Origin of the sequence: Curtobacterium luteum, from assembly GCF_001475545.1 — a bacterium.
In the GTDB taxonomy this organism is placed as follows: Bacteria; Actinomycetota; Actinomycetes; order Actinomycetales; family Microbacteriaceae; genus Curtobacterium; species Curtobacterium luteum_A.
The window spans coordinates 73,984-96,209 of the sequence record NZ_LDQC01000022.1; the positions used below are offsets into that span (position 1 = coordinate 73,984).

Annotated in this window: 20 protein-coding genes; 8 read left to right on the forward strand and 12 right to left on the reverse strand. The window is 68.3% G+C overall.

From position 1 onward, the window contains the following. Positions 1 to 100 precede the first annotated feature (100 nt). The 6 genes from gyrB to dnaA all read right to left on the reverse strand — a co-directional run bounded on the left by gyrB (position 101) and on the right by dnaA (position 8,088). Positions 101 to 2,077: a DNA topoisomerase (ATP-hydrolyzing) subunit B gene (gene gyrB, locus NS184_RS03830; RefSeq protein ID WP_058724804.1), complete on the reverse strand. Its 1,977-nt coding sequence runs from the start codon at positions 2,075 to 2,077 to the stop codon at positions 101 to 103. A gap of 133 nt (positions 2,078 to 2,210) precedes the next feature. Next, on the reverse strand, positions 2,211 to 2,711 hold the full coding sequence (locus NS184_RS03835; RefSeq protein ID WP_058724805.1) for a DUF721 domain-containing protein: 501 nt from the start codon (positions 2,709 to 2,711) through the stop codon (positions 2,211 to 2,213). Then, positions 2,711 to 3,949 carry a DNA replication/repair protein RecF gene (recF, locus tag NS184_RS03840; protein ID WP_058724806.1) on the reverse strand — a complete coding sequence of 413 codons (1,239 nt, stop codon included), beginning with the start codon at positions 3,947 to 3,949 and terminating at the stop codon, positions 2,711 to 2,713. Before recF ends, NS184_RS03835 begins: the two co-directional genes overlap by 1 nt. A 33-nt stretch (positions 3,950 to 3,982) precedes the next feature. After that, the gene (gnd, locus tag NS184_RS03845; protein WP_058724807.1) at positions 3,983 to 4,870 is read right to left on the reverse strand and encodes a phosphogluconate dehydrogenase (NAD(+)-dependent, decarboxylating); all 888 of its coding nucleotides are present in this window, start codon (positions 4,868 to 4,870) and stop codon (positions 3,983 to 3,985) included. A 70-nt stretch (positions 4,871 to 4,940) separates the two neighbouring features. Further along, positions 4,941 to 6,086 carry a DNA polymerase III subunit beta gene (gene dnaN, locus NS184_RS03850; RefSeq protein WP_058724808.1) on the reverse strand — a complete coding sequence of 382 codons (1,146 nt, stop codon included), beginning with the start codon at positions 6,084 to 6,086 and terminating at the stop codon, positions 4,941 to 4,943. Positions 6,087 to 6,621: 535 nt separating this feature from the next. After that, a complete protein-coding gene (gene dnaA, locus NS184_RS03855) occupies positions 6,622 to 8,088 on the reverse strand; it encodes a chromosomal replication initiator protein DnaA (protein WP_058724809.1) in 1,467 nt (488 codons plus the stop codon). A gap of 518 nt (positions 8,089 to 8,606) precedes the next feature. Between dnaA and rpmH the strand changes: the two genes are divergently transcribed. From rpmH to NS184_RS03895, 8 genes are all read left to right on the forward strand, one after another. Further along, positions 8,607 to 8,744, forward strand: coding sequence for a 50S ribosomal protein L34 (rpmH, locus tag NS184_RS03860; protein WP_058724833.1), 138 nt, complete (start codon positions 8,607 to 8,609; stop codon positions 8,742 to 8,744). A gap of 61 nt (positions 8,745 to 8,805) precedes the next feature. Then, positions 8,806 to 9,156, forward strand: a complete 351-nt coding sequence (gene rnpA, locus NS184_RS03865) for a ribonuclease P protein component (RefSeq protein ID WP_058724810.1) — start codon at positions 8,806 to 8,808, stop codon at positions 9,154 to 9,156. Beyond that, on the forward strand, positions 9,153 to 9,530 hold the full coding sequence (gene yidD, locus NS184_RS03870; protein ID WP_083513431.1) for a membrane protein insertion efficiency factor YidD: 378 nt from the start codon (positions 9,153 to 9,155) through the stop codon (positions 9,528 to 9,530). The genes rnpA and yidD overlap by 4 nt, the downstream gene beginning before the upstream one ends. 8 nt (positions 9,531 to 9,538) lie before the next feature. Next, positions 9,539 to 10,495 (forward strand): membrane protein insertase YidC, encoded by a 957-nt coding sequence (gene yidC, locus NS184_RS03875; protein WP_058724811.1) that lies wholly within the window; start codon positions 9,539 to 9,541, stop codon positions 10,493 to 10,495. Then, the gene (locus NS184_RS03880) at positions 10,496 to 10,993 is read left to right on the forward strand and encodes a protein jag (RefSeq protein WP_058724812.1); all 498 of its coding nucleotides are present in this window, start codon (positions 10,496 to 10,498) and stop codon (positions 10,991 to 10,993) included. It begins immediately after the preceding gene. Beyond that, positions 10,990 to 11,634 carry a 16S rRNA (guanine(527)-N(7))-methyltransferase RsmG gene (rsmG, locus tag NS184_RS03885; RefSeq protein WP_058724813.1) on the forward strand — a complete coding sequence of 215 codons (645 nt, stop codon included), beginning with the start codon at positions 10,990 to 10,992 and terminating at the stop codon, positions 11,632 to 11,634. The genes NS184_RS03880 and rsmG overlap by 4 nt, the downstream gene beginning before the upstream one ends. 58 nt (positions 11,635 to 11,692) lie before the next feature. Beyond that, the gene (locus NS184_RS03890; protein WP_058724814.1) at positions 11,693 to 12,586 is read left to right on the forward strand and encodes a ParA family protein; all 894 of its coding nucleotides are present in this window, start codon (positions 11,693 to 11,695) and stop codon (positions 12,584 to 12,586) included. Continuing rightward, positions 12,586 to 13,551: a ParB/RepB/Spo0J family partition protein gene (locus tag NS184_RS03895; RefSeq protein ID WP_058724815.1), complete on the forward strand. Its 966-nt coding sequence runs from the start codon at positions 12,586 to 12,588 to the stop codon at positions 13,549 to 13,551. Before NS184_RS03890 ends, NS184_RS03895 begins: the two co-directional genes overlap by 1 nt. A gap of 616 nt (positions 13,552 to 14,167) precedes the next feature. Here the strand turns inward: NS184_RS03895 and NS184_RS17285 are convergent. The 6 genes from NS184_RS17285 to NS184_RS17700 all read right to left on the reverse strand — a co-directional run. After that, positions 14,168 to 14,656 carry a YdcF family protein gene (locus NS184_RS17285; RefSeq protein ID WP_206556255.1) on the reverse strand — a complete coding sequence of 163 codons (489 nt, stop codon included), beginning with the start codon at positions 14,654 to 14,656 and terminating at the stop codon, positions 14,168 to 14,170. Between the two features lie 136 nt (positions 14,657 to 14,792). After that, positions 14,793 to 15,755, reverse strand: coding sequence for a D-alanine--D-alanine ligase family protein (locus tag NS184_RS03900; protein ID WP_058724816.1), 963 nt, complete (start codon positions 15,753 to 15,755; stop codon positions 14,793 to 14,795). 40 nt (positions 15,756 to 15,795) lie between these two features. Further along, positions 15,796 to 17,100: a PLP-dependent aminotransferase family protein gene (locus NS184_RS03905; protein WP_058724817.1), complete on the reverse strand. Its 1,305-nt coding sequence runs from the start codon at positions 17,098 to 17,100 to the stop codon at positions 15,796 to 15,798. 189 nt (positions 17,101 to 17,289) lie between these two features. Continuing rightward, a complete protein-coding gene (gene trxA, locus NS184_RS03910) occupies positions 17,290 to 17,616 on the reverse strand; it encodes a thioredoxin (RefSeq protein WP_022832611.1) in 327 nt (108 codons plus the stop codon). An 83-nt stretch (positions 17,617 to 17,699) separates the two neighbouring features. Continuing rightward, positions 17,700 to 18,698: a thioredoxin-disulfide reductase gene (gene trxB, locus NS184_RS03915; RefSeq protein WP_058724818.1), complete on the reverse strand. Its 999-nt coding sequence runs from the start codon at positions 18,696 to 18,698 to the stop codon at positions 17,700 to 17,702. Between the two features lie 213 nt (positions 18,699 to 18,911). Next, positions 18,912 to 22,226 (reverse strand): DUF6049 family protein (locus NS184_RS17700; RefSeq protein ID WP_152998042.1); only part of this gene is annotated, 3,315 nt, incomplete at its 5' end.

Sequence of the window (22,226 nt, forward strand, 5' to 3'; positions counted from 1 at the left end):
GGAGGCTGTGGTTCCGTTGGTCGCGCCGGGCGCGACCACAGGTGGTCGGGTCTGGTGCTCGTTGCTCACGCCGCGCCTCCCGGCTCGGGTGGTGACGAGATCAGATGTCGAGGAAGCGGACGTCCTTGGCGTTCTGCTGGATGAACTGGCGACGCGCGTCGACGTCCTCGCCCATCAGCGTCGCGAACACGCTGTCGACGGCGGCCGCGTCCTCGAGGGTGACCTGCAGGAGCGTGCGGGTGTCCGGGTTCATCGTGGTGTCCCAGAGCTCCTTGTAGTCCATCTCGCCGAGACCCTTGTACCGCTGGATGCCGTTGTCCTTCGGGATCCGCTTGCCGGACGCGAGTCCGGCCTGCAGCAACGCATCGCGCTCGCGGTCCGAGAACACGTACTCGTGGGCGGAGTTCGACCACTTCAGTCGGTACAGCGGCGGTTGCGCGAGGTAGACGTAGCCGCGCTCGATGAGCGGTCGCATGTAACGGAACAGCAGCGTGAGGAGGAGCGTCGTGATGTGCTGGCCGTCGACGTCGGCGTCGGCCATGAGCACGATCTTGTGGTACCGCGCCTTCTCCGGGTCGAAGTCCTCGCCGATGCCGGCGCCGAACGCCGTGATCATCGACTGGATCTCCTGGTTGGCGAGGGCACGGTCCAGCCGCGCCTTCTCCACGTTCAGGATCTTGCCCCGCAGCGGGAGGATCGCCTGCGTGAGCGGGTTGCGCCCCTGCACGGCCGAACCACCGGCGGAGTCGCCCTCGACCATGAAGATCTCGGAGATCGTCGGGTCCTTCGACTGGCAGTCCTTGAGCTTGCCCGGCATCCCACCGGACTCGAGGAGCCCCTTGCGGCGGGTGGTCTCGCGCGCCTTGCGCGCGGCGAGCCGGGCCTGGGACGCCTGGATCGCCTTGCGGATGACGTCGCGCGCCTGCGTCGGGTTGCGGTCGAACCAGTCGGCGAGCTCGGTGCCGACGACCTTCTGCACGAATCCCTTGGCCTCGGTGTTGCCGAGCTTGGTCTTCGTCTGGCCCTCGAACTGCGGCTCGCCGAGCTTGATGGAGATGACGGCGGTCAGGCCCTCGCGGATGTCGTCACCCGTGAGGTTGTCGTCCTTCTCCTTGATGATCTTGTTCTCGCGCGCGTACTTGTTGACGAGCCACGTCAGCGCAGCACGGAAGCCCTCTTCGTGGGTGCCGCCCTCGTGCGTGTTGATCGTGTTCGCGAAGGTGTGGACGCTCTCCTGGTAGGAGGTGTTCCACTGCATCGCGATCTCGAGCGCGATCTGGCGCTCCTTGTCCTCGGCCTCGATCGAGATGACGTCCTCGTGGACCTTGTCGGACTTCTTCTGCGCGTTGAGGTACTCGACGTAGTCGATGAGCCCACGCTCGTAGTGGAAGGTGTCCTTCCGGGCCTCTTCGCCCTCGTCCGGGGTGCGCTCGTCGCGGAGCTCGATCTTCAGGCCCTTGTTGAGGAAGGCCGTCTGCTGGAACCGGGTACGCAGCGTCTCGTAGTCGAACTCGGTCGTCTCGAAGATCTGGTCGTTCGGCCAGAACGTGATCGTGGTGCCGGTGCGGTCGGTCTCCTCGCCCTCGGCGACCGGGGCGACGGGGACACCGTCGGTGTAGCTCTGCCGGTAGACGTGCCCGTCACGCGCGACCTCGACGTCGAGTTCGGTGCTGAGCGCGTTCACGACGGAGGAACCGACGCCGTGCAGACCACCGGAAACCGCGTAGCCGCCACCGCCGAACTTGCCGCCGGCGTGGAGGACGGTCAGGACGACCTGGAGGGTCGAGACACCCTCGGTCGGGTGCGTGCTGACCGGGATGCCGCGGCCGTTGTCGACGACGCGGATGCCACCGTCCTCGCGGATGGTGATGCCGATGGTGTCGCAGTACCCGGCGAGGGCTTCGTCGACGGAGTTGTCGACGATCTCGTAGACCAGGTGGTGGAGACCGCGCGGACCCGTCGAGCCGATGTACATGCCCGGGCGCTTGCGGACGGCTTCGAGGCCCTCCAGCACCTGGATCTGGTCTGCACCGTAGGACGGTTCGTTCTTCTGTGCGTCGTCAGATCCTGATGTCATGTCGAGAGAGCTCCTGCCTGCGCGCGGAACGCCCGCACACTGCACTGCCCAGTCTACCGCGTCGGGTGTTCGTTCGAGGCGGAATCCGGGCGCTGACGGGCCTTTTTTCGCCCGGCAGGATGAAATTGTCGGCTCAACCGTAGGTGTCGCGAGGGCCGCGCCCCTGGACCGTCCTGGGACCGCGTTTCCAGGTGGGGGCGTCGGGCCCGGAAACCCGGATCGACTGGACCCCTGCCCGCGGGTGCCGTTCGGCGATGGTCGTGGTGATCGTCGACCGCATGAGTCGGAGCTGCGTCGCCCACGCCGTCGAGTCGCACCGGATGACCAGCGCGCCGTCGTCGATGGTCACCGGGCGGGAGTGCTTCGCGAGCTCATCGCCGACGACCCCGGGCCAGTCGACGAACAGCTCCGAGCGTGCGAGCGGCTCCACCCAACCGAGTTCGTCCGCGAGCGAGCCGACGACGTCGCCGAGTCCCTTCGGCTCCCGGCCCCGACCGTACGGCACCGAGTCGGCGTCGACCTCGCGTGCTCGGCGACGGCGGGCGTCGACGGTCCGGAGGGAGGGATCCCCGAACACCGCCTTGAGGTGCCGGTAGAACCTGGACGGCTCGGTCGGTTTCCTGGGCCTCGGCATCAGGCCGTGCCCACGCTCGTCGGGTCGACGATCGTCCCCGCGCTCGTCGGGTCGACGATCGTCCCCGCGCTCGTCGGGTCGACGATCGTCCCCGCCTCGATGTGCACGGTGTGCGCCGCCAGCTGCTCCGGCACGTCGCCGAACACGGCCGCCGTGATGAGCACCTGTTCGTAGTCGGCCACCGCGTTCGCCAGGCGTTCACGACGCGACTCGTCGAGTTCCGCGAACACGTCGTCGAGGATGATGATCGGGTCACCGAGGGTCGACTCCGCTCGGAGCACCGCGGCGCTCGCGAGCTGGACCGCCAGCGCGAACGACCATGACTCACCGTGGCTCGCGTACCCGCGCGCCGGTAACCCGTTCAACTGGAAGAGCACGTCGTCCCGATGCGGTCCGACGAGCGTCAACCCACGGTCGAGCTCGTCGCGACGCCGGCGTTCCAGCGCGGTCCGGAAGGCCTCGGCGGCGGCTGGCACGCTCACCGGCTCGTCCGGTGTCCCGAGCACCGGGTCGGTCGCGGCGGCGTCCTCGGGATCGCCACCGCGGACGCTGAGCACGCCGGCGATGGTCGCCTCGTGCCGCTCACCGGCGACGGTGGCGTACGCCTCGGTCACGAACGGGGCGAGCCGGCGGGTGAGGTGGTCGCGCGCGGCGATGATCTCGGCCCCGAACGACACGAGCCGGTCGTCCCACACGTCGAGCGTCGACAGGGCACCCGCCTTCGAGCCCGTCGCCCGGGCCGACTTGAGCAGGGTGTTCCGTTGGCGCAGCGTCCGGTCGTAGTCGGCGAGGACCCCTTGCATCCGCGGGGCGATCTGCCCGAGGAGCTCGTCGAGCATGCGGCGGCGCCCGGCCGGCTCCCCGCGGACCAGCGCGAGGTCCTCCGGGGCGAAGAGCACGCTCGTGCAGTAACGAGGGAGCTCGCGGGGCTTGATGGCCGCCCGGTTGACCTGCGCCCGGTTCGACCCCGAGCGGTTGATCTGCACCTCGGCGAGGATGCTCCGGTCCTCGTGGGCGAGCCGGGCACGGACGATCGCCGCGTCGCAGCCCTGCCGCACGAGTGCCGCGTCGGTGGGGACACGGTGCGAGCCGAGCGTGGACAGGTAGCCGATCGCCTCGACGAGGTTGGTCTTGCCCTGCCCGTTCCGGCCCACGAACAGGTTCGGCCCGCGTGCGAGGTCGACTCCCGCCTCCCGGTAGTTCCGGAAGTCGGTGAGTTGCAGGTGGTCGACGTGCACGCGGGCCGAGACGAGCTCAGGTGGTTACCCGAGCTACGCCTTCTTGACGGCGTGGCCGCCGAACTGGTTGCGGAGCGCCGCGACGGCCTTCATCGTCGGGGACTGGCTGCCCTGACGCGAGACGAAGCGGGCGAACATCGCGGCCGAGAGCGCGGGCATGGGCACGGCGAGCTCGATCGCCTCTTCGAGGGTCCAGCGACCCTCGCCCGAGTCGTCGACGTAGCCCTCGAGCTCGTCGAGCTTCGGGTCCTCGTTGATGGCGAGCACGAGCAGGTCGAGCAGCCAGGAGCGCACGACGGTGCCGCGCTGCCACCCGGCGAAGACCGCGGGGACGTCGTGGACGATGTCCTTGGCCTCGAGGAGCTCGTAGCCCTCGCCGTACGCCTGCATGATCGCGTACTCGATGCCGTTGTGGACCATCTTCGCGTAGTGACCCGCGCCGATGCCGCCGGCGTGCGAGAAGCCTTCTTCGCGCGGCCCTTCGGGGCGGAGTGCGTCGAAGACCGGCATGGCGAACTCGACGTCCTTGACGTCACCGCCGACCATGAGGCCGTAGCCGTTGTCCTTGCCCCAGACGCCACCGGAGACGCCGGCGTCCACGTAGCGGATGCCGTTCGCGGCGAGCTGCTCGGCGTGCTTCGCGTCGTCGAGCCACTTCGAGTTGCCACCGTCGATGACCAGGTCGCCCTCGCCGAGGATGCCGGCGAGCTCCGTGATGACGTCGTCGGTGATCTTGCCGTGCGGGACCATGACCCACACGAGCTTCTGGCCCTCGGGCAGCGCGGCCGCGAGGTCCGCGAGGCTGGCGACGTCCGAGACGGCGGGGTTCGCGTCGAACCCGGTGACCTCGATGCCTGCGTTGCGGAGACGGGCACGCATGTTGTTGCCCATGCGACCGAGGCCGACAAGACCGATGTGCATGATTTCCTCTTCTGTTCGTCGTCGCGCTGATGCAGGGGTGGCGCGTCAGCGCAGTGTTCGGCTGTTGCGCTTACCGCAGCAGGAGATTGGGCTGCAGCAGGTACCGGTATCCGTCCGTGGCAGGTGCTTCCTGCGAAGTCTGGCCGGTGAGGAGCACCGGGCCGGGCTTGTTCGGGTTCTCCGTCTTGGTGAAGGAGATGCGGACGAACTCGGAGTGCACCGCGTTCAACCCGTCCAGGAGGAACGCGGGCTTCAGTGAGACCACCGTTTCCTCTCCGGTCAGCAACGCACTGATCGACTCTGACGCCTGCGCTTGTTCGGACCCGATCGCCTCGAGCGTGAGCCCGTCGACCGAGAAGGAGAACCGGAGCGCCGCTTCGCGCTCCAGGACGAGGGAGACCCGTCGGACCGCTTCGACGAGCTCCGCGGTGTTGATCACCGCGTGGTCGTCGACGGTCTCGGGGAAGAGCCGGCGGACCGGCGGGTAGTTGCCCTTGATGAGCAGCGAGGTCACGGTCTTGTCGTCGGCGTGGAACGCGATGAGCTCGCGGTCCGAGGTGCCGCTGATCGAGACCGACACGGTGGACGCCGAGCCGAACGTGCGGCCGACCTCCTGCAGGGTGCGGGCGGGTACGAGCGCGTGCAACGGCTCGGAGCCGACGCGGCCGGAGTCCCACGCGATCGTGCGGACCGCGACACGGTAGCGGTCCGTCGCGATGAGCGACAGGTCGTTGTCGCCGACCTCGAGCTGCACACCCGTGATGACGGGCGTGACGTCGTCGCGGCTGGCGGCGACCGCGACCTGCGAGACGGCCTCGGAGAACGCGTCGCCCGGGATGACGCCCGTCTGCGGACCGATCTCCGGGAGGGTGGGGTACTCCTCGACCGGCATCGACAGCAGCGTGAAGTGCGCAGAGCCGCAGGTGACCGAGATCTTGGTGTCCTCGGTGGTGAACGCGACCGGCGCGTTCGGGAGTCGGCTCGCGATGTCGTTCAGCAGGCGGCCCGAGACGAGGACCGTGCCCGGCTCGTCGATCTGCGCCGTGATCGACGTCTGCGCGGAGACCTCGTAGTCGAAGGACGAGAGCGTCAGTCGGTCGCCCTCGGCGTGGATCAGCACACCGGACAGGATCGGGAGGGTCGTGCGCTGTGGGAGGAGCTTCACCGCGAAGGAGACGGCTTCGGAGAAGACGTCCCGGTTGACCTCGAACTTCACAGCTGGGACCCCTGTCGATCGGTTGGACTGTCCGGCCGCCCCATTGTGGCACAGCGGAGCGGGCGCCGGATTCTCGTCATCTCGCCGTCCACAAGGTTGTCCCGCGGAGATTCATCGTTAACCAGGATCAATGGTGTTAACGCCTGTGCACAGTGTGGACAACTCTGTGCATCCCGCTTGTCCACAGGGAACTACACAGGTGTGAGTTGTGAGTGGTGTGTTGACGACGTCTGGATGAGCGAAAGTCATCTATCCACTTCCATCCCCAGTCTCCACAGGTGGGGTGAGATCTGTGTACAACCGGACCGCGTGTCATCCACAGTTATCCACAGGCTTTCCACACTGTGGGAATCTCGCCGCCTGGAACCGTCTCAGATGGTGGACATGCACGCATTCACACTGATCAGAGGGCGTGTCGCGCGCATTCGACATGTCGCTGACGCGACGAGAGGCGGCCGGGAGGCACGCTGCCAGCCCGCACCGTGCCTCCCGGCCGTCTGCCGGTCGCGTCCCGCGACGCGGCTCGGTGGCCCGGTCAGCGGTAGCGGCGGTCCTGCTTGATCCGGCTGGTGAGTTCGGTGACCTGGTTGTAGATCGACCGACGCTCCTTCATCAGCTCGGTGATCTTCTTGTTCGCGTACATGACCGTCGTGTGGTCACGGTTGCCGAACAGCTGGCCGATCTTCGGGAGGGACAGGCTCGTCATCTCCCGGCAGAGGTACATCGCGATCTGCCGCGCGGTCGCGATCGCCTGGGAGCGGGAGGACCCGTAGAGGTCGTCGACGGAGAGCTTGAAGTACTCCGCGGTGTGGTTGATGATGTCCGTCGGCGCGATCACGTTGTCGTCGTCGAGCGTGATCAGGTCCTTCAGGACGGTCTGCACGAGCGCCATGTCGACGGCCGTCCGGTTGAGGCTCGCGAACGCGGTCACCCGGATGAGCGTGCCTTCGAGCTCCCGGATGTTGCTCGACACCTTCGAGGCCATGAACTCGAGGATGTCGTCGGGCACCTGCAGGTGGTCGGACTGCGCCTTCTTGCGGAGGATCGCGATGCGCGTCTCCAGGTCGGGCGCCTGCACGTCCGTGATGAGACCCCACTCGAAGCGCGAGCGCATCCGGTCCTCGAAGCCGGTGAGGTGCTTCGGCGCGACGTCCGACGTGATCACGACCTGCTTGTTGTGGTCGTGCAGCGTGTTGAACGTGTGGAAGAAGGCCTCCTGCGTCGAGTCCTTGCCCTGGAGGAACTGGATGTCGTCGATGAGCAGGATGTCGATGTCGCGGTAGCGCTGCTGGAACTGGTTGGAGCGGTTGTTCGCGATCGAGTTGATGAAGTCGTTCGTGAACTCCTCGCTCGACACGTACCGAACGCGGATGCCCGGGTAGAGGCTCTCGGCGTAGTGGCCGATCGCGTGCAGGAGGTGGGTCTTGCCGAGCCCGGAGTCGCCGTAGATGAAGAGCGGGTTGTAGGCCTTGGCCGGCGCCTCGGCGACCGCGACCGCAGCGGCGTGGGCGAACCGGTTCGAGGAGCCGATGACGAAGTTGTCGAAGTTGTACTTCGGGTTCAGCCGGGACTCCGGTCGGCCACCCGTGCCCGGGGAGTCGATCTGGCTCGGCACGAAGGGTGCCTCGATGTACTGCCGGGGTGCGACGCTCTGCTCGACGGTCGCCTGCGACGGTTCGGCGTAGTCGGGGACGTGCGTCGACGGCGCGACGTCCACCCGGGGTTCCGAGGCCATGTCCGGGTTCACGGTGATCGCGAAGTTGGCGACCGCGTCGTCACCGATCCGCGCGATCGCCTCGGTGAGGGGGATGCGGATGCGCTGTTCGAGCATCCCGCGGGTGAGGTCGTTCGGGACCTCGAGATACAGGGTGCCGGCGAGCACGCCCTTCGGTTCGACCAGGTTGAGGAAGCCCTGCAGCTGCGGCGTGATGCGGTCGTCCTCGGCGAGGAGTCCGAGCACCGACGACCAGAGGTCCTCGACGGGGTCGGCCGGCATCGTCATGTCGTGCTCGTCTCCAGGTTCGTTCGTGCTCGTGTGCTCGTCGGGTCATCGTCGGCGGTGGCCGCTGCACGCCGCAGGACCCCCGGCACCGCTCGGTCGAGGACGGCGTCGGCGGTACCGTCGGCGCGGGTGCCGGACACTGTGCCGAACCGTACGGTCCACAGGGTTGTCCACAGCCTTGTCCACGACCCCCCGACCGAGCTCTGGAGGGGGACTCCCCTGTCGTACCGGGCCGAGGGCGGATCGATCACTCCACTGTACGGGACCACAGCGCGTCGCACCGAACCGAAGTTTTCCCCAGTGTGGACAATGGTCCTGCGGGCCGGGATCCCGGCCGTCGTTTGACCTGTCCGCCGCCGTCACGTACCGTTAACCAGTTGACTGCGGCCAGCTGGTCGCGCCCGTTACGCGTCGTTCGGTGCTCCGAGCGGCAACACACATACATACGTGACGGCTCACACCGACATTCGCGCAGTGCACGCTGACGCTGTGATCGGTGCAGCCGCGTGGAGATCATCATGAGCAAGCGCACCTTCCAGCCGAACAACCGCCGCCGCGCCAAGAAGCACGGCTTCCGCGCCCGCATGCGTACCCGTGCCGGCCGCGCCATCCTCGCCGCGCGCCGCGCCAAGGGCCGCACCGAGCTCAGCGCCTGAGCAGGCGACGCCTGATCGGCCGCCGACCGGTCCGCTCGCGGACCGGCCTCCGGTAGCGAGCATGCTGGCCCGCGCCAACCGCATCGTCCGAGGAGACGACTACCGGTCCGTCGTGCGCCGTGGACGCAAGAGCGCCACGGCGCACGTCGTCGTATCCGTGGTCCGTCACCCCGCCGGCGAAGTCGGTCCGACCCGGTTCGGCTTCATCGTCGCGAAGACCGTCGGCAACGCGGTCACCCGCAACCTCGTCCGCCGACGGCTGAAGGCGATCGCGCACGACCTGCTCGCGGACGTGCCGACCGGGCACGACGTGGTGATCCGTGCACTGCCAGCCGCTGCGCAGGCCGGATGGCCTACCCTGCTCGGAGACGTTTCGCGCTCGTTCGCGCGCGGAGTGGAGAAGGCAGCATGAACCGCAGTCGGCTGGCCCGAATCGCATGGGTCGTCGCGTTGCTCCCGCGCAACGCGTGCGTCGTCGTGCTCCGCGCCTACCGAGCGGTCATCTCGCCGCTCTACGGGAACGTCTGCCGGTACCACCCGTCGTGCTCCCGGTACGCGCTCGAGGCCATCCAGCAGTACGGGGTGGTCCGCGGCACGGCCATGGGAGCGTGGCGGATCGCCCGCTGCAACCCCTGGGCAGCCGGCGGCATCGACGACGTCAGGGAACGTCGCCGTCCCTACACCGTCAACCGGTTCGGCTTCGTCACCGGCCCGACCTCAACCCCGCAGCACCAGCAGCCTGCGATCGCCCCGCTGCTGCTCCCCCAGCGAACGCGAAAGGCGTGACCGCCCCCATGGACTTCATCGGAACGATCCTCTGGCCGCTCAAGTGGGTGGTCTCCGCCATCCTCGTCGGCTTCCACTGGATCTTCGAGAACCTCGGCATGGACCCGGGTGCCGGCATCACGTGGGTGCTGTCGATCATCTTCCTGACCTTCGTGGTGCGCGCCGCGCTCATCCCGATCTTCGTGCGCCAGATCAAGTCGCAGCGCCGGATGCTTGAGGTCGCGCCGCAGCTCAAGAAGATCCAGGACAAGTACAAGGGCAAGAAGGACCAGTTCTCGCGTGAGGCCATGAGCCGCGAGACCATGGCGCTCTACAAGGAGACCGGGACCAACCCGCTGAGCTCCTGCCTGCCGCTGCTCATCCAGATGCCGATCTTCTTCTCGCTCTACTCGGTGTTGCACGAGGCGCAGATCAACAAGACGGGCATCGGCCTGCTGACGAACGACCTCGCAGCGAACTTCGGCAACGCGTCGCTCTTCGGTGCTCCCCTGCACGAGACCTTCACGAACGCGTCCGGCTGGGAAGTCCGGGTCATCGCCGGCTTCATGATCGTCGTGATGACGGCCTCGCAGTTCATCACGCAGCTGCAGCTCGTCGCGAAGAACATGTCCCCGGAGACCAAGGAGTCTCCGATGTACCGCCAGCAGAAGATGATGCTGTACATCCTCCCGTTGGTCTTCGTCATCTCGGGTCTCTCGTTCCCCCTCGGCGTCATGTTCTACTGGCTCGCTTCCAACGTCTGGACCATGGCGCAGCAGTACTTCGTCATCCGCAGCATGCCGACCCCGGGCTCCGAAGCCGCCCTCGCGCGTGAGGCTCGTCTCGCCAAGAAGGCCCAGCGCCGTGGCACCCCGGTGCTCGCCGAGGCCGGTGCCACGGCCGTCGAGGTCGAGCCCGTCAGGGTCACCACGCAGCGTCAGCAGCCGGTCGGCAAGAACCGCGCGAAGAAGAACGGGAAGAAGTAAGTGACGGACGACACCACCACCGCTGAGGCGCCGGAGACCGACCACGACGAGGTCGAGCGCGACGAGGCCGACATCGCCGGTGACTACATCGAGGAACTGCTCGACATCTGCGACCTCGACGGCGACATCGAGATCGAGGAGCGCGGCGGCCGGGTGTACCTGTCCGTCACGGACGACGGCGACTCCCTCCGCGTGCTGTCGAAGCCGGAAACGGTGACGGCGCTCCAGGAGCTCACCCGTATCGCGGTGCAGGCGGAGACCGGCGAGTTCAGCCGGCTGATCCTCGACGTCGCCGGCTCGCGCGACACCCGCGCATCGGAACTGCAGCGGCTCGTCGACACCGCGATCGAGCGGATCGAGGGCGGGTCTTCTTCTGCGGCGCTCCCCCCGATGTCGTCCTACGAGCGCAAGCTGGTGCACGACCTCGTCGCCGAGAAGGGCTTCCACTCGGAGTCCGAGGGTGAGGGCCGCGACCGGCACACCGTCGTCACGCGATGACCGAGGCTGCCGCTCCGGAACTCGAGGTGGAACCGGCCGCCGCGGCGACGCTGTTCGGCGACCGCTTGGAGCTCGCACGGTCGTTCACGAACGAACTCGCTCGGCGGGGTGAAGAGCTGGGTCTCATCGGCCCACTCGAACTCCCCCGCCTCTGGACGCGACACATCCTCAATTCTGGCCTACTGGCACCCCTCCTGGAGGCTCGTGGTCGCGTCGCCGACGTGGGTTCCGGTGCCGGACTGCCCGGCTTGGTCCTCGCCATCGCTCGGCCCGACGTGCAGTTCACGCTCATCGAACCGATGGAGCGTCGAGTCGACTGGCTCAACGCCGAGGTGCAGCGCCTGCCCCTGGACAACGTGACGGTGGTCAGAGCCCGAGCCGAAGACGTTTCGGACGACATCGTCGTGGACCAGGTCACGGCGCGCGCCGTTTCTGCGCTGTCCAAGCTCATCCCGCTCACCGTGCCCCTCGTCCGATCGGGCGGTCAGCTCATCCTGATGAAGGGTGCGCGGATCGAGGAAGAGATCGAGAAGGCACGCAAGGTCATCCTGCGGAAGCGCCTGAGTGACGTCGAGGTCCTCGAGCTCGGAGACGGTGTGGTCGAGGAGACCACTCGCGTGTTCCGGGCTACAGTTGATTGACGCCGGCAGCAGCGCTCCGCGTTCCACGTGAAACACGCACCGGGGAAGAGAGCACTCGTTGAGTTCATCCACCGACTACGACGCTTCGACGCCGCTGGCTCGTGAGATCGCCGACCTGAACCGTCGTCGGCGGGCCATCGCGACACAGCAATTCCCTCTGCCCGAGAAGACCCGCATCCTGACGGTTTCGAATCAGAAGGGCGGGGTCGGTAAGACCACCACGACGGTCAACCTGGCTGCTGCGCTGGCGCACGGTGGCGCACGTGTCCTGGTGATCGATCTGGACCCGCAGGGCAACGCCTCCACCGCGCTCGGAGTCGACCACCAAGCCGAGGTCGCGAGCATCTACGACGTCATCGTCGACGAAGCGCCCATCGCGGACTGCGTGCAACGCTCCCCCGAGTCGGAGACGCTGTGGTGCGTGCCGGCAACCATCCACCTCGCAGGCGCAGAGATCGAGCTCGTGTCGCTCGTCGCGCGTGAACAGCGGTTGCGGACAGCACTCGACCAGTACTTGGAGTCGCTCGAGGATCCGTACCACTACGTCTTCATCGACTGCCCGCCGTCGCTCGGGCTCCTCACGATCAACGCATTCGTCGCCGCCGAAGAGGTCCTCATCCCGATTCAGTGCGAGTACTACGCGCTCGAGGGCCTGAGCCAGCTCCTTCGGAACATCGAGCTCATCGAGCGGCACCTCAACCCGAAGCTGCGCGTGTCCACGATCCTGTTGACGATGTACGACGGCCGGACGAACCTGGCGAACCAGGTCGCTGCGGACGTGCGGGAGCACTTCGGGGACCAGGTGCTCACGTCGATGATTCCCCGGTCGGTCCGTGTCAGTGAGGCACCGAGCTACGGCCAGAGCGTCGTGGCTTACGACGTCAACTCCACCGGCTCGCTCTCCTACCTGGAGGCGGCTTCCGAGATCGCAGCACGAGGAGCGCAGAACTGATGGCACCGAAGCGAACCGGACTCGGCCGAGGCATCGGCGCCCTCATCCCGACGGCGACCGAGCAGCAGGATCGTCCCGTCGACGTGTTCTTCCCGACCGGTGGGTCGCCGGCGTCGGCGCCGACAGCGGAAGAGCTCGTCGCAGTCCCCGGTGCCCGCCTCGCGAACCTCAACCCGCTGGACGTCGTGCCGAATGCGCAGCAGCCGCGCAAGGAGTTCCGGGAGGAAGAACTCCAGGAACTGGTGCACTCGATCCGCGAGATCGGGGTCCTCCAGCCCATCGTCGTTCGGCCGATCGCGGGGGCGTCCGGCGCGGAGCCGCAGTACGAGCTCATCATGGGCGAGCGTCGTCTGCGCGCCACGAAGGAGCTCGGTCTCAGCACGATCCCGGCGATCGTGAAGGACACCCCGGACGACGCGATGCTCCGCGACGCCCTCCTCGAGAACCTGCACCGGGCGCAGCTCAACCCGCTGGAGGAGGCGTCGGCGTACCAGCAGCTCCTCGCAGACTTCGGGATCACGCAGGAGCAGCTCGCCCAGAAGATCGGTCGGTCTCGTCCGCAGATCACCAACACGATCCGCCTGTTGCGTCTCCCCTCCCCGGTGCAACGACGGGTCGCAGCCGGTGTCCTCTCCGCGGGACACGCCCGCGCGATCCTCGCAGCGCCGGACGCCGAGGCAATGGAGTACCTGGCCGAGAAGATCGTGAACGAGGACCTCTCCGTGCGGACCGCCGAGGCGCTTGCGCAGCAGCTTGCGGCGGGAACTCCGGCGAAGCCCAAGCCGCAGACAACGAAGCGACAGGCGCACTTCGACGACCTCGCTGAGCGTCTGGGTGACCGCCTGAACACACGGGTGAAGATCGCCGTCGGCGCGCGGAAGAGCTCGGTCACCATCGACTTCGCGAACGGCGAAGACTTGAACCGGATCCTCGGCGAGCTCGGAATCCGCGACATCGCCGAGTAGGCGGTGATCGGTAGCGCTGGTGTCTTCTCCTGCGGGAGTGTGCGCCGCACTCCGCCGCACTGCGCAACACGGGCGGCGGGAGCCGCTTCGGTCAGACGTTGATCGTCAGGCGCACGAAGTCACGCGCGCACGGGGTCAGCAGCGGGCCTGTGCGGCCGTCTCCGGGCCGAACGTCCTCGTCTTGCGTGTCCGGTCTACCTGGGCATCCCCAACGGCGCCAGAGCGCGTTGAGTGGTTCGTGCATGCCCTCTGACGCGCGGTGGCGGTGATTCTCGCAAACGCGTCGGCGATCCGTTACGCCCCAGCGGATGTGGCGGGGGCTTCTCACCATCGACTGTTCCACGTGGAACGCCAGAGGGCGGCTGTTTCGCGACCTCGGGCGCCAGCCCAACCGCTGTTTCACGTGGAACGTTGCAGGCCTGCAACGCTGAGAACACTGGAGCTCGGTCGCGCAGTGCCTCTCTGACTCCTCGTCGCGCGGGGTCGCGGGCGCGCTCCGACGAGGAACGCGCCCGAGGCTGTGGCGTTCGCGCGCTCCCAGCACGCAATGTTCCACGTGGAACGGCAGGGCAGGGCGGGGCTGTGGCGCCGCGACCCGCGCCGGCTCGTCGCTGTCTCAGGTGGAGCGTCGCAGGCGTGCAAGCTTCCAGACTCCGACCGCGGCGAACACCGGCTTGACCGCGGCCATCTCGCCCCAGCGATGGTCCGGACCGGGTACCAGCCGACGTGCGAGATCCGGACGCTGGCGGCGGAGACAGCGCCGTGCCTTCTCCGCATGGAGACTGTTGGACGCGAACATGATCCATTGTGCGTCGGCGAGAAGAGGCGTGACGTTGCGAACGTTCTCCCACGTGGAGCGACTCTCCGTTTCGACGACGACTCTGCCTGACCAACCGAGATCGTCGCGGAGGTGACGGCGCAGGAGTTCGGCTTCGGCGATCGAGCCGCGGACCGCTCCCCCGCTACAGATGATCGTGGTGCCAGGTCGGCCGCGCGCACTCCGAAGGGCGATCCGCGCGCGCCAACGATTGATCATGTTGATCCGTGAGTGGCCATTCGCGAAGCCGAGAACCACCACGTAGCCGGCGGCCATCGAATCCGGCATGGCCGCGAGTCCGTGGCCGCGCCGACTTGCGCGAGCGTGCAGAACATCGGCGGCGAATAGCAGCGCCGTAGCGACCCCGGTACCGGCGGTCAGGATGAATGTTCCACGTGGAACACGCCGGTGCTCCATCGCGGGGTCAGCGCGCGTCGTCGCGGATCGCCTGCTCGGCGAGTTCCGCGTAGGTCCAGCCGAGATCGAATCCCGATGCGGAGAGGGCCTGCGGGACGAGCGAGGTCTCAGTGAGGCCCGGCAGGACGTTCGCCTCGAGGAACCACGGCGTTCCGGCCCCGTCGATGATTATGTCGACCCGGGACAAGTGTCGAAGGCCCAGCGCTTCGTGGGCGGCGATGGCGGCCGCTGAGACCGATGCCCCCTGCTCCTCCGAGAGACGGGCCGGGGTGTAGAACGTCGTCTCCCCCGCGTTGTACCGTGCCTCGAATCCGTAGGTCCCGCTCCTCGGCACGATCTCGACGGCGGAGAGTGCGACCGGCCCGTCGCCGGTGTCGATGATGCCCACGGCGACCTCCACCCCGCGGATGAGCTGCTCGACAACGACGTCGTCACAGTAGGTGTAGGCCGTGACCATCGCTCGCGGGAGGTCGTTCACGTCGTCCACCAGGGTGACGCCCTGCGCGCTACCCCCACGTGCCGGCTTCACCGCGAGCGGGACGGGGTGCTCACCGGCGATCGCCTGGAGCACGCCGACCGCGCCGAGCTCGCGGAAGACGTCGTGCGAGAGCGTGATGGAGCGCGGAGTCCGGACGCCTGCACGCGCGACGAGTGCAGACGCGGTGGGCTTGTCCCATGCCAGCCGGGCCGACGTGGAGCGTGAGCCGACGAACGGGATGTCGAGTGCCTCCAGGATGCCTCGCAGTGCCCCGTCCTCTCCGGACGCGCCGTGCAGAGCCGGCCACACGACGTCAGGGCGCGACTCGGCGAGAGCCGGCAGGAGTGAGGCGTCCGCATCGCGGAGGTCGACCTTCCAGCCGTACCCGGTCAGCGAGTCGGCGACCCGCCGACCGGAGCGGAGGGAGACGTCACGCTCGTGTGAGATCCCTCCCGCGACGACGACGACGTGACGGTGAGCGGGCGCGGCCATGGGGATGGTCCTCCGTGCTGAATACGAACGAAAGTGCTGATCAGGAGATGTTCGGCGGCGGAGCGGACACCGACGACGATGGCCGGACGACCGCGCTCGCTCGCGTCGCGGAACCGAATGTCTCGAGGAGTTCCAGCTCGTCGTTGACGACCGTGGCGAGTCGTTTCACACCGACTCGGATCTGCTCGGCAGTCGGATAGCAGAAGGACAGCCGGATGTTCCCGCCACCGCGTCCGTCTGCGTAGAACGCGGTTCCCGGGGTGTAGGCCACGAGCTCCTTCACCGCGCGCGGCAGCATGCCCTTCGAGTCGAGGGCGTCCGGCAGGGTGAGCCACACGAAGAACCCGCCGTTCGGTCGCGTCCAAGTGAGGTCGGGCAGGAACTCCCCCAGTGCGGAGAGCATCGCGTCGCGACGTTCGGCGTAGAGCCCGCGGAAGGTGTCGACCTGGCCCTTCCAGTCGGCGGCGTCGAGGTAGGCGTTGACCACGTACTGCCCGAACGAGTTCGGCGCGAGCACGGCAGACTCGTTGGCGAGGACGAGCTTCTCGCGGATCGCGTGCGGCGCCAGTGCCCAACCGACCCGGAAGCCCGGCGCGAGGGTCTTCGAGAACGAGCCGAGGTACACCACGCCCTCGTCGTCGATCGACCGGATGGCCTGGGGCGCCGGCTCGTCGAACCACAGCAGCCCGTACGGGTTGTCCTCGAGCACGAGGATGCCGTTCGAGCGGCAGATGTCGAGGACCTCGATCCGGCGCTCACGGCTCATCGTGACGCCGGCCGGGTTGTGGAAGTTCGGGATCGTGTAGAGGAACTTGATCCGCTTGCCCTGTGTCCGGAGGTTCGCGATCGCCTCACGGAGGGCCTCCGGGACCAGGCCGTGCTCGTCCGTGGTCACGTGCACGGTCTCGGCCTGGTACGAGCGGAACACGCCGATCGCGCCGACGTAGGACGGCGACTCGGCGAGGACCACGTCGCCCGGGTCGATGAAGAGCCGCGTGACGAGGTCCAACGCGTGCTGCGAGCCCGTGGTCACGACGACGTCGTCCGCGGAGGCACGGATGCCCTCGAGGCTCATCACGTCGACGATGTGCTCGCGGAGGGAGCGCAGGCCCTGGCCGCCACCGTACTGGAGCGCCATGGCGGCGTCCTCGGCCATCACACGGTCGATCGAGCCCGTCACGAGCTCTCGGGGCAGGGCGGAGACGTACGGCATGCCTCCGGCGAGGGAGACCACCTCAGGGCGAGATGCGACGGCGAACAGGGCTCGGACCTCGGAGGCGCTCAACCCGGCAGTGCGCTGGGCGTAGGAGTCGTACCAGGGGTCGAGGCTGGTGCCGTTCGTCATCGTGTGCTCCGTTCACTGAGGCATTCCCGCCACACTACGACATGTGCTGCGGAAACCCGGGGTCCGATCGGCCTCCCGTGGCCTGCAGCGTGAGAGAACGCACCACCGGACGCACAGGTGCCCCGGCCAGCGACAGCAGAACGCCCCGCCCCCGGGACCGGGGACAGGGCGTTCGTGGCGCCGGGACGACTACGCGAGGAACTCGGCGAGGTCGGCCTCGAGGGCGGGCTTCGGCTTCGCGCCGATGACGGTCTTCACGACCTCGCCGCCCTTGAAGACCTTCATCGCCGGGATGGAGGTGATCTGGTAGTTCATCGCGGACTGCGGGTTGTCGTCGACGTTGAGCTTGACGATCTCGATCTTGTCGGCGTGCTCCGCAGCGATCTGGTCGAGGATCGGCGAGACCGCGCGACACGGGCCGCACCACTCGGCCCAGAAGTCGACGAGGATCGTCTTGTCGGACTTCAGGACCTCGTCCGAGAAGGTGGCGTCGGTGACTGCCTTGGCGTTGGACATGTGTGCTCCTTCGTGGATCCCGGTCGCAGCCGAGAGGTCGTTCGGTGGGTACAACGGCGGAGCCGCTGTGACATTCCCCGCGGTCAGGCGCGAGCGGCCTCGACGTCGACCGTGACGGGCGACTCCGGGGTGACCCCCTCGGCCGGTACGGTCAGTTCGTCGTCGAGTTCGGCGAGGTACTTCTCCGCGTCGAGGGCAGCCACCGTGCCCGAACCGGCAGCGGTGATCGCCTGGCGGTAGGTCGGGTCGATGACGTCACCGGCCGCGAACACACCCGGGAGGTTGGTCTTCGACGAGCGGCCCTGGACAGCGATGGTGCCCTCGGGTGCGATGTCGATCTGCCCGTGGATGAGGTGCGTGCGCGGGTCGTTGCCGATCGCGATGAAGAGTCCGTCGAGTTCGAGCGAAGAGGTCTCGCCGGTCACGGTGTCGCGGAGCTGCACGCCGGTCACGGAGGAGTCACCGTCGATGCCGATGACCTCCTTGTTCCACGCGAACTCGATCTTCGGGTCGTTGTGCGCGCGGTCCTGCATGATCTTCGACGCGCGCAGGGTGTCCTTGCGGTGGATGACCGTCACCTTGTCGGCGAAGCGTGTGAGGAACGTCGCTTCTTCCATCGCGGAGTCGCCGCCGCCGACGACGGCGATGTTCTTCTGGCGGAAGAAGAAGCCGTCGCAGGTGGCGCACCACGAGACACCGTGGCCCGACAGCCGCTCCTCGTCCGGGAGACCGAGGTGACGGTACGCGGAACCCGTTGCGTAGATCACCGCGAGCGCCTCGTACGTCTCGCCGGAGCCCACGGTCACCTTCTTCACCTGGCCGGTGAGGTCGACCGACACCGCGTCGTCGTACAGGACCTCGGCGCCGAACTTCTCAGCCTGCTCCTGCATCTTGATCATGAGGTCGGGGCCCTGGATGCCCTCGGGGAAGCCCGGGAAGTTCTCGACCTCGGTGGTCTTGGTGAGTTCGCCACCGGTCTCGACGCTGGACGCGACGATGAGGGGCTTGAGCTCCGCGCGCGCGGCGTAGATGCCGGCGGTGAACCCGGCCGGACCGGAACCGATGATGATGAGCTGGCGCATGCCTCGCTGCCCTTCCGTTGAGTGCTGACCGGGTCAACACATGCTACCGGCGCGACATTCCACGCGACCCGTGCAGCGCACCCGGCGGCCGACGAGGACGCGCGGCCGACGGGGAGCGGCACCGCGTCCGGGTGGAGCGCCCGCTCGGCGACCGAGCGATCGCGGTGTCAGCGACCGAGCGATCGCGGTGTCAGCGACCGAGCGATCGCGGTGTCAGCGACCGAGCCGTGCGCGGACCATGTCGACCGCTCCGCGGATCTCCTGGTTCCGAGCGAGCGCGAGCACGCCGAAGTAGACGAGCGCCATCACGACGCCGGTCAGGACGATCGTCATGACCGCCCCGGTGGCGTCGGACATCGCGAACCCGCTCGCGCTGAACGCCCCGAAGAACCAGACGACCACCAGGCCGACCGCTCCCGCAACGAGCGCGGCGACGACGAACTGCAGGTGCGACCGGGTCACGTTGGCGCCCTCCATCCCCTTGAGCCGACGCGAGACCAGGACGAGCGCGAGGACCGTCTGCGCCGAGCCGGCGAGGGTCGTGCACGCCGCGATCGAGAACCCGATGACCTCGCCGGGGAGCAGTGACACCGCCAGGGCGCCGATCACGAAGAGCACCGACTGGACGCACTGCATGAGGAACGGCGTGCGGTGGTCGTGCAGCGCCCAGAACACCCGCTGGATCACGAACAGCATGCTGAACAGGACGAGGCCGGGCATGTAGGCGAGGAGCACGGCGCCGATCGACAGGGCCCCGTCGAACGTGCTCGCGAAGATCCGGCCGAACGGCACCGACACCACCATGAGCGCCACGGACGCGAACACGGTGAAGAGTCCGACGATCCGGAGGCTGAGGGACAGGTTGCGTCGGACGGCGTCGAGGTCGCCGCGCTCGGCGTCGTGGCTCATCCGCGTGAAGTACGCCGTCGCGATCGACACGGTGATGATCGAGTGCGGCAGCATGAACAGCAGCCAGGCGTTCTGCAGCACGGCGTTGCCGGCGGCACCGGTCCCGAGCGACGAGACGCGGGACTGGACGAGGCCGGCGAGCTGCGTGACGAGGATCATCGCGAAGAGCCACCCGGCAGCCGTCCCCGTCGCCTTGAGCCCGACGCCGCGCCACCGGAAGTCGGGTCGGTAGGTCAGGCCGGCTCGGCGCCAGAAGAACGGCAGGAACGCGGCCTGCGCGACGACACCGAACGAGGCGCTGCCCGCGAGCACCGCGATCTTCGCCGGGGTCCAGTCGTCGAGACCGGCGTTCACCGAGCGGTCCCCGAACAGCGCCATGAAGACGATCAGCCCGCCGACGGCGATGACGTTGTTGATGAGGGGTGCCCAGGTGAAGGGACCGAACACCTGCTTGGCGTTGAGGACCTCGCCGAGGAGCGAGTACATCGCGTAGAAGAGGATCTGCGGCAGGCACCAGAACGCGAACGCCACGGCGAGGTCCGTCTGGGCTGCGGAGAACCCCTTCGACCCGTCGCCGCCCTGGACGCTGTACACGCGGACGAGGAGCGGTGCCAGGGCCGTGGCGATGATCGTGATGACCACGAAGACCGTCCCGCCGAGCGTCACGATCTTGTTGACGTACGCGGTGCCGCCGTCGGTGTGCTGCTGCATCGACCGGACGATCTGCGGGATCAGCACGGCGGAGAGCAGACCGCCGGCGATGAGCGCGTAGATGTTGTTCGGCAGCTGGTTCGACACCGCGAAGGCGTCCGCCGCGACGGAGCCCTGCTGGCCGATCGCGTAGGCCAGGATGATCGTCTTCGCGAACCCGAGGACGCGGGACACCATGGTGCCGGCCGCGAGCATCGCGCTCGCTCGGCCGAGGCTGCGCTCGGCGACGGGTTCCGCGTCGACGACGGGCTCTGGCTGGGTGGCGCTGATGAGGGGCTCCTCGGGTGCGGGCTGCTCGTCGCGGTCGACGGCACCGGCCTGGAGGCTCGGCTCGGCCGTGCCGTCGAGGGTCGCGTCGTCGAGGTGCTCACGATCACGCCGGGGCGCGTCGGCCGCGGCGGGGGCAGTGAGGGCCGCAGCGGGTCCGGCCGCCGACGCGGCTGCCTGCCCGACCACGCCGCCCTGCGGACCGCTGCGTGGCCCCGCGTCCGCGGCGGACGGCGCGCCCGCGACTGCGGCAGACCGCGTGCCCGCGACTGCGGCAGACCGGGTGCCCGCGGCTGCGTGGCGGACGGGCACCGGGCCTCCCGGCTGACCCGGCTGCTGGGCGAGGGGACGGTTCGGGTCGTCGTCCTCGTCGTCGGCCTCGCCGCGGCGGCGGCGCGCGCGCTTGCGGATGCTGCGGAAGATGCCGAAGCCGAAGATCGCGACGAGGGCGATGCCGGCGACGGCGGTGATGACGGTCTCCCACTGCGCCTGCACGTTCAGCTCGACGGTGGCCGGCTGCGCGATGGTCTGCCCGGTCGGGGTCGTCAGCGTGAGGGTGAGGGACACCTTGCCGTTCGCGACCGACTGCACGGGGACCGTGGTGCGGGTCGAGGAGTCACTCTGGACCTTCACCTCGATGTCGTTGCGGACGACGCGGAGCGCCGAGTTCGACGGCTGCACCGAGAGCCGGACCGTCACGCGGTACTTCGACTCGTTGCGGATCGAGATCGGCAGGGAGGACCGGTCGCCCAGCAGGGTGAGGCTGCTCGAGTCCGTGATCGTCACCGAGTCGGTCGTCCTCGTCCAGCCCGCGACGCGGTTCGTGATCGCCGCGTCAAGGGCGTCGCCGTCCGTGCGCCACGAGTTCGACGCGAGGGCCAGGAGCTGGAGTCGAGCCGCCGCGGTGACGTCCTCCGGCTCGTCGAGCGCCGTGGCGAAGTCGGAGAGCGCGTCCGCGGCGCGGAGGAGCCGTTCCAGACGGTCGATGCGGGCGTCGCCGTCCGATCCCTTCGCCAGCGTCAACGAACCCGGCGTCGCGGCCGCCGTCGACGAGAGGTCGGTGGGGGCGGCCCACGGGGTGCTCTCGAGCGCGTCGAGGGCTTGCGAGAGCCGCGTGGTGTCCGACGGCCAGTCCCGCCCGAGGGTGAGGAGGAGCGGGGACGTCGCGGTACCGGCCCGGGCTGCGCTCGCGAGCGTCGCGGTCAGCTCCGACATCGCCGTGTTCCAGGTGCGCTGGTCGGACGCCGTGGCTGCCTCGCGGAGGAGCGACGACATCGCCTGGTCGGCGACGAGCACCTTGTCGGAGCCGATGCGCTCCGACGCCGGGATGGTGGTGTCGGCACCGGCCGAGGTGTTCCCGCTCGAGACGATCGTCGTCCTGGTGCCGGCTGCCCGGAGCGCCGGGAGGTCCCCCTGGGCGACGGTGCCCTCGACCGGCCACGCGATGTCGTCCATCGAGTAGTCGAAGTCGAGCAGCGACGAGGTCGTGGGGAGGACCGCGGTGCTGTCCGGGTCGGACCCGTCGGTCGCTCCCGTGGGTCCGCCGGTCGGTGTGGCGGTTGCGGTGTCGCCCGGCGTGGCGGTCGAGGATGCGTCCGTCGGGGTGGCCTCCGACGGGGTCGGGGCCACCCCGACGGACGC

What these genes read in the sequence shown, in the direction of transcription:
- gyrB (WP_058724804.1), bottom strand. Translation starts at nt 2,077, where the DNA reads ATGACATCAGGATCTGACGACGCACAGAAGAACGAACCGTCCTACGGT.
- NS184_RS03835 (WP_058724805.1), bottom strand. Translation starts at nt 2,711, where the DNA reads ATGCCGAGGCCCAGGAAACCGACCGAGCCGTCCAGGTTCTACCGGCAC.
- gnd (WP_058724807.1), bottom strand. Translation starts at nt 4,870, where the DNA reads ATGCACATCGGTCTTGTCGGCCTCGGTCGCATGGGCAACAACATGCGT.
- dnaA (WP_058724809.1), bottom strand. Translation starts at nt 8,088, where the DNA reads ATGACGATGCCGGCCGACCCCGTCGAGGACCTCTGGTCGTCGGTGCTC.
- rpmH (WP_058724833.1), top strand. Translation starts at nt 8,607, where the DNA reads ATGAGCAAGCGCACCTTCCAGCCGAACAACCGCCGCCGCGCCAAGAAG.
- rnpA (WP_058724810.1), top strand. Translation starts at nt 8,806, where the DNA reads ATGCTGGCCCGCGCCAACCGCATCGTCCGAGGAGACGACTACCGGTCC.
- yidD (WP_083513431.1), top strand. Translation starts at nt 9,153, where the DNA reads ATGAACCGCAGTCGGCTGGCCCGAATCGCATGGGTCGTCGCGTTGCTC.
- yidC (WP_058724811.1), top strand. Translation starts at nt 9,539, where the DNA reads ATGGACTTCATCGGAACGATCCTCTGGCCGCTCAAGTGGGTGGTCTCC.
- rsmG (WP_058724813.1), top strand. Translation starts at nt 10,990, where the DNA reads ATGACCGAGGCTGCCGCTCCGGAACTCGAGGTGGAACCGGCCGCCGCG.
- NS184_RS03895 (WP_058724815.1), top strand. Translation starts at nt 12,586, where the DNA reads ATGGCACCGAAGCGAACCGGACTCGGCCGAGGCATCGGCGCCCTCATC.
- NS184_RS17285 (WP_206556255.1), bottom strand. Translation starts at nt 14,656, where the DNA reads ATGCCGGATTCGATGGCCGCCGGCTACGTGGTGGTTCTCGGCTTCGCG.
- NS184_RS03900 (WP_058724816.1), bottom strand. Translation starts at nt 15,755, where the DNA reads ATGGCCGCGCCCGCTCACCGTCACGTCGTCGTCGTCGCGGGAGGGATC.
- NS184_RS03905 (WP_058724817.1), bottom strand. Translation starts at nt 17,100, where the DNA reads ATGACGAACGGCACCAGCCTCGACCCCTGGTACGACTCCTACGCCCAG.
- trxA (WP_022832611.1), bottom strand. Translation starts at nt 17,616, where the DNA reads ATGTCCAACGCCAAGGCAGTCACCGACGCCACCTTCTCGGACGAGGTC.
- trxB (WP_058724818.1), bottom strand. Translation starts at nt 18,698, where the DNA reads ATGCGCCAGCTCATCATCATCGGTTCCGGTCCGGCCGGGTTCACCGCC.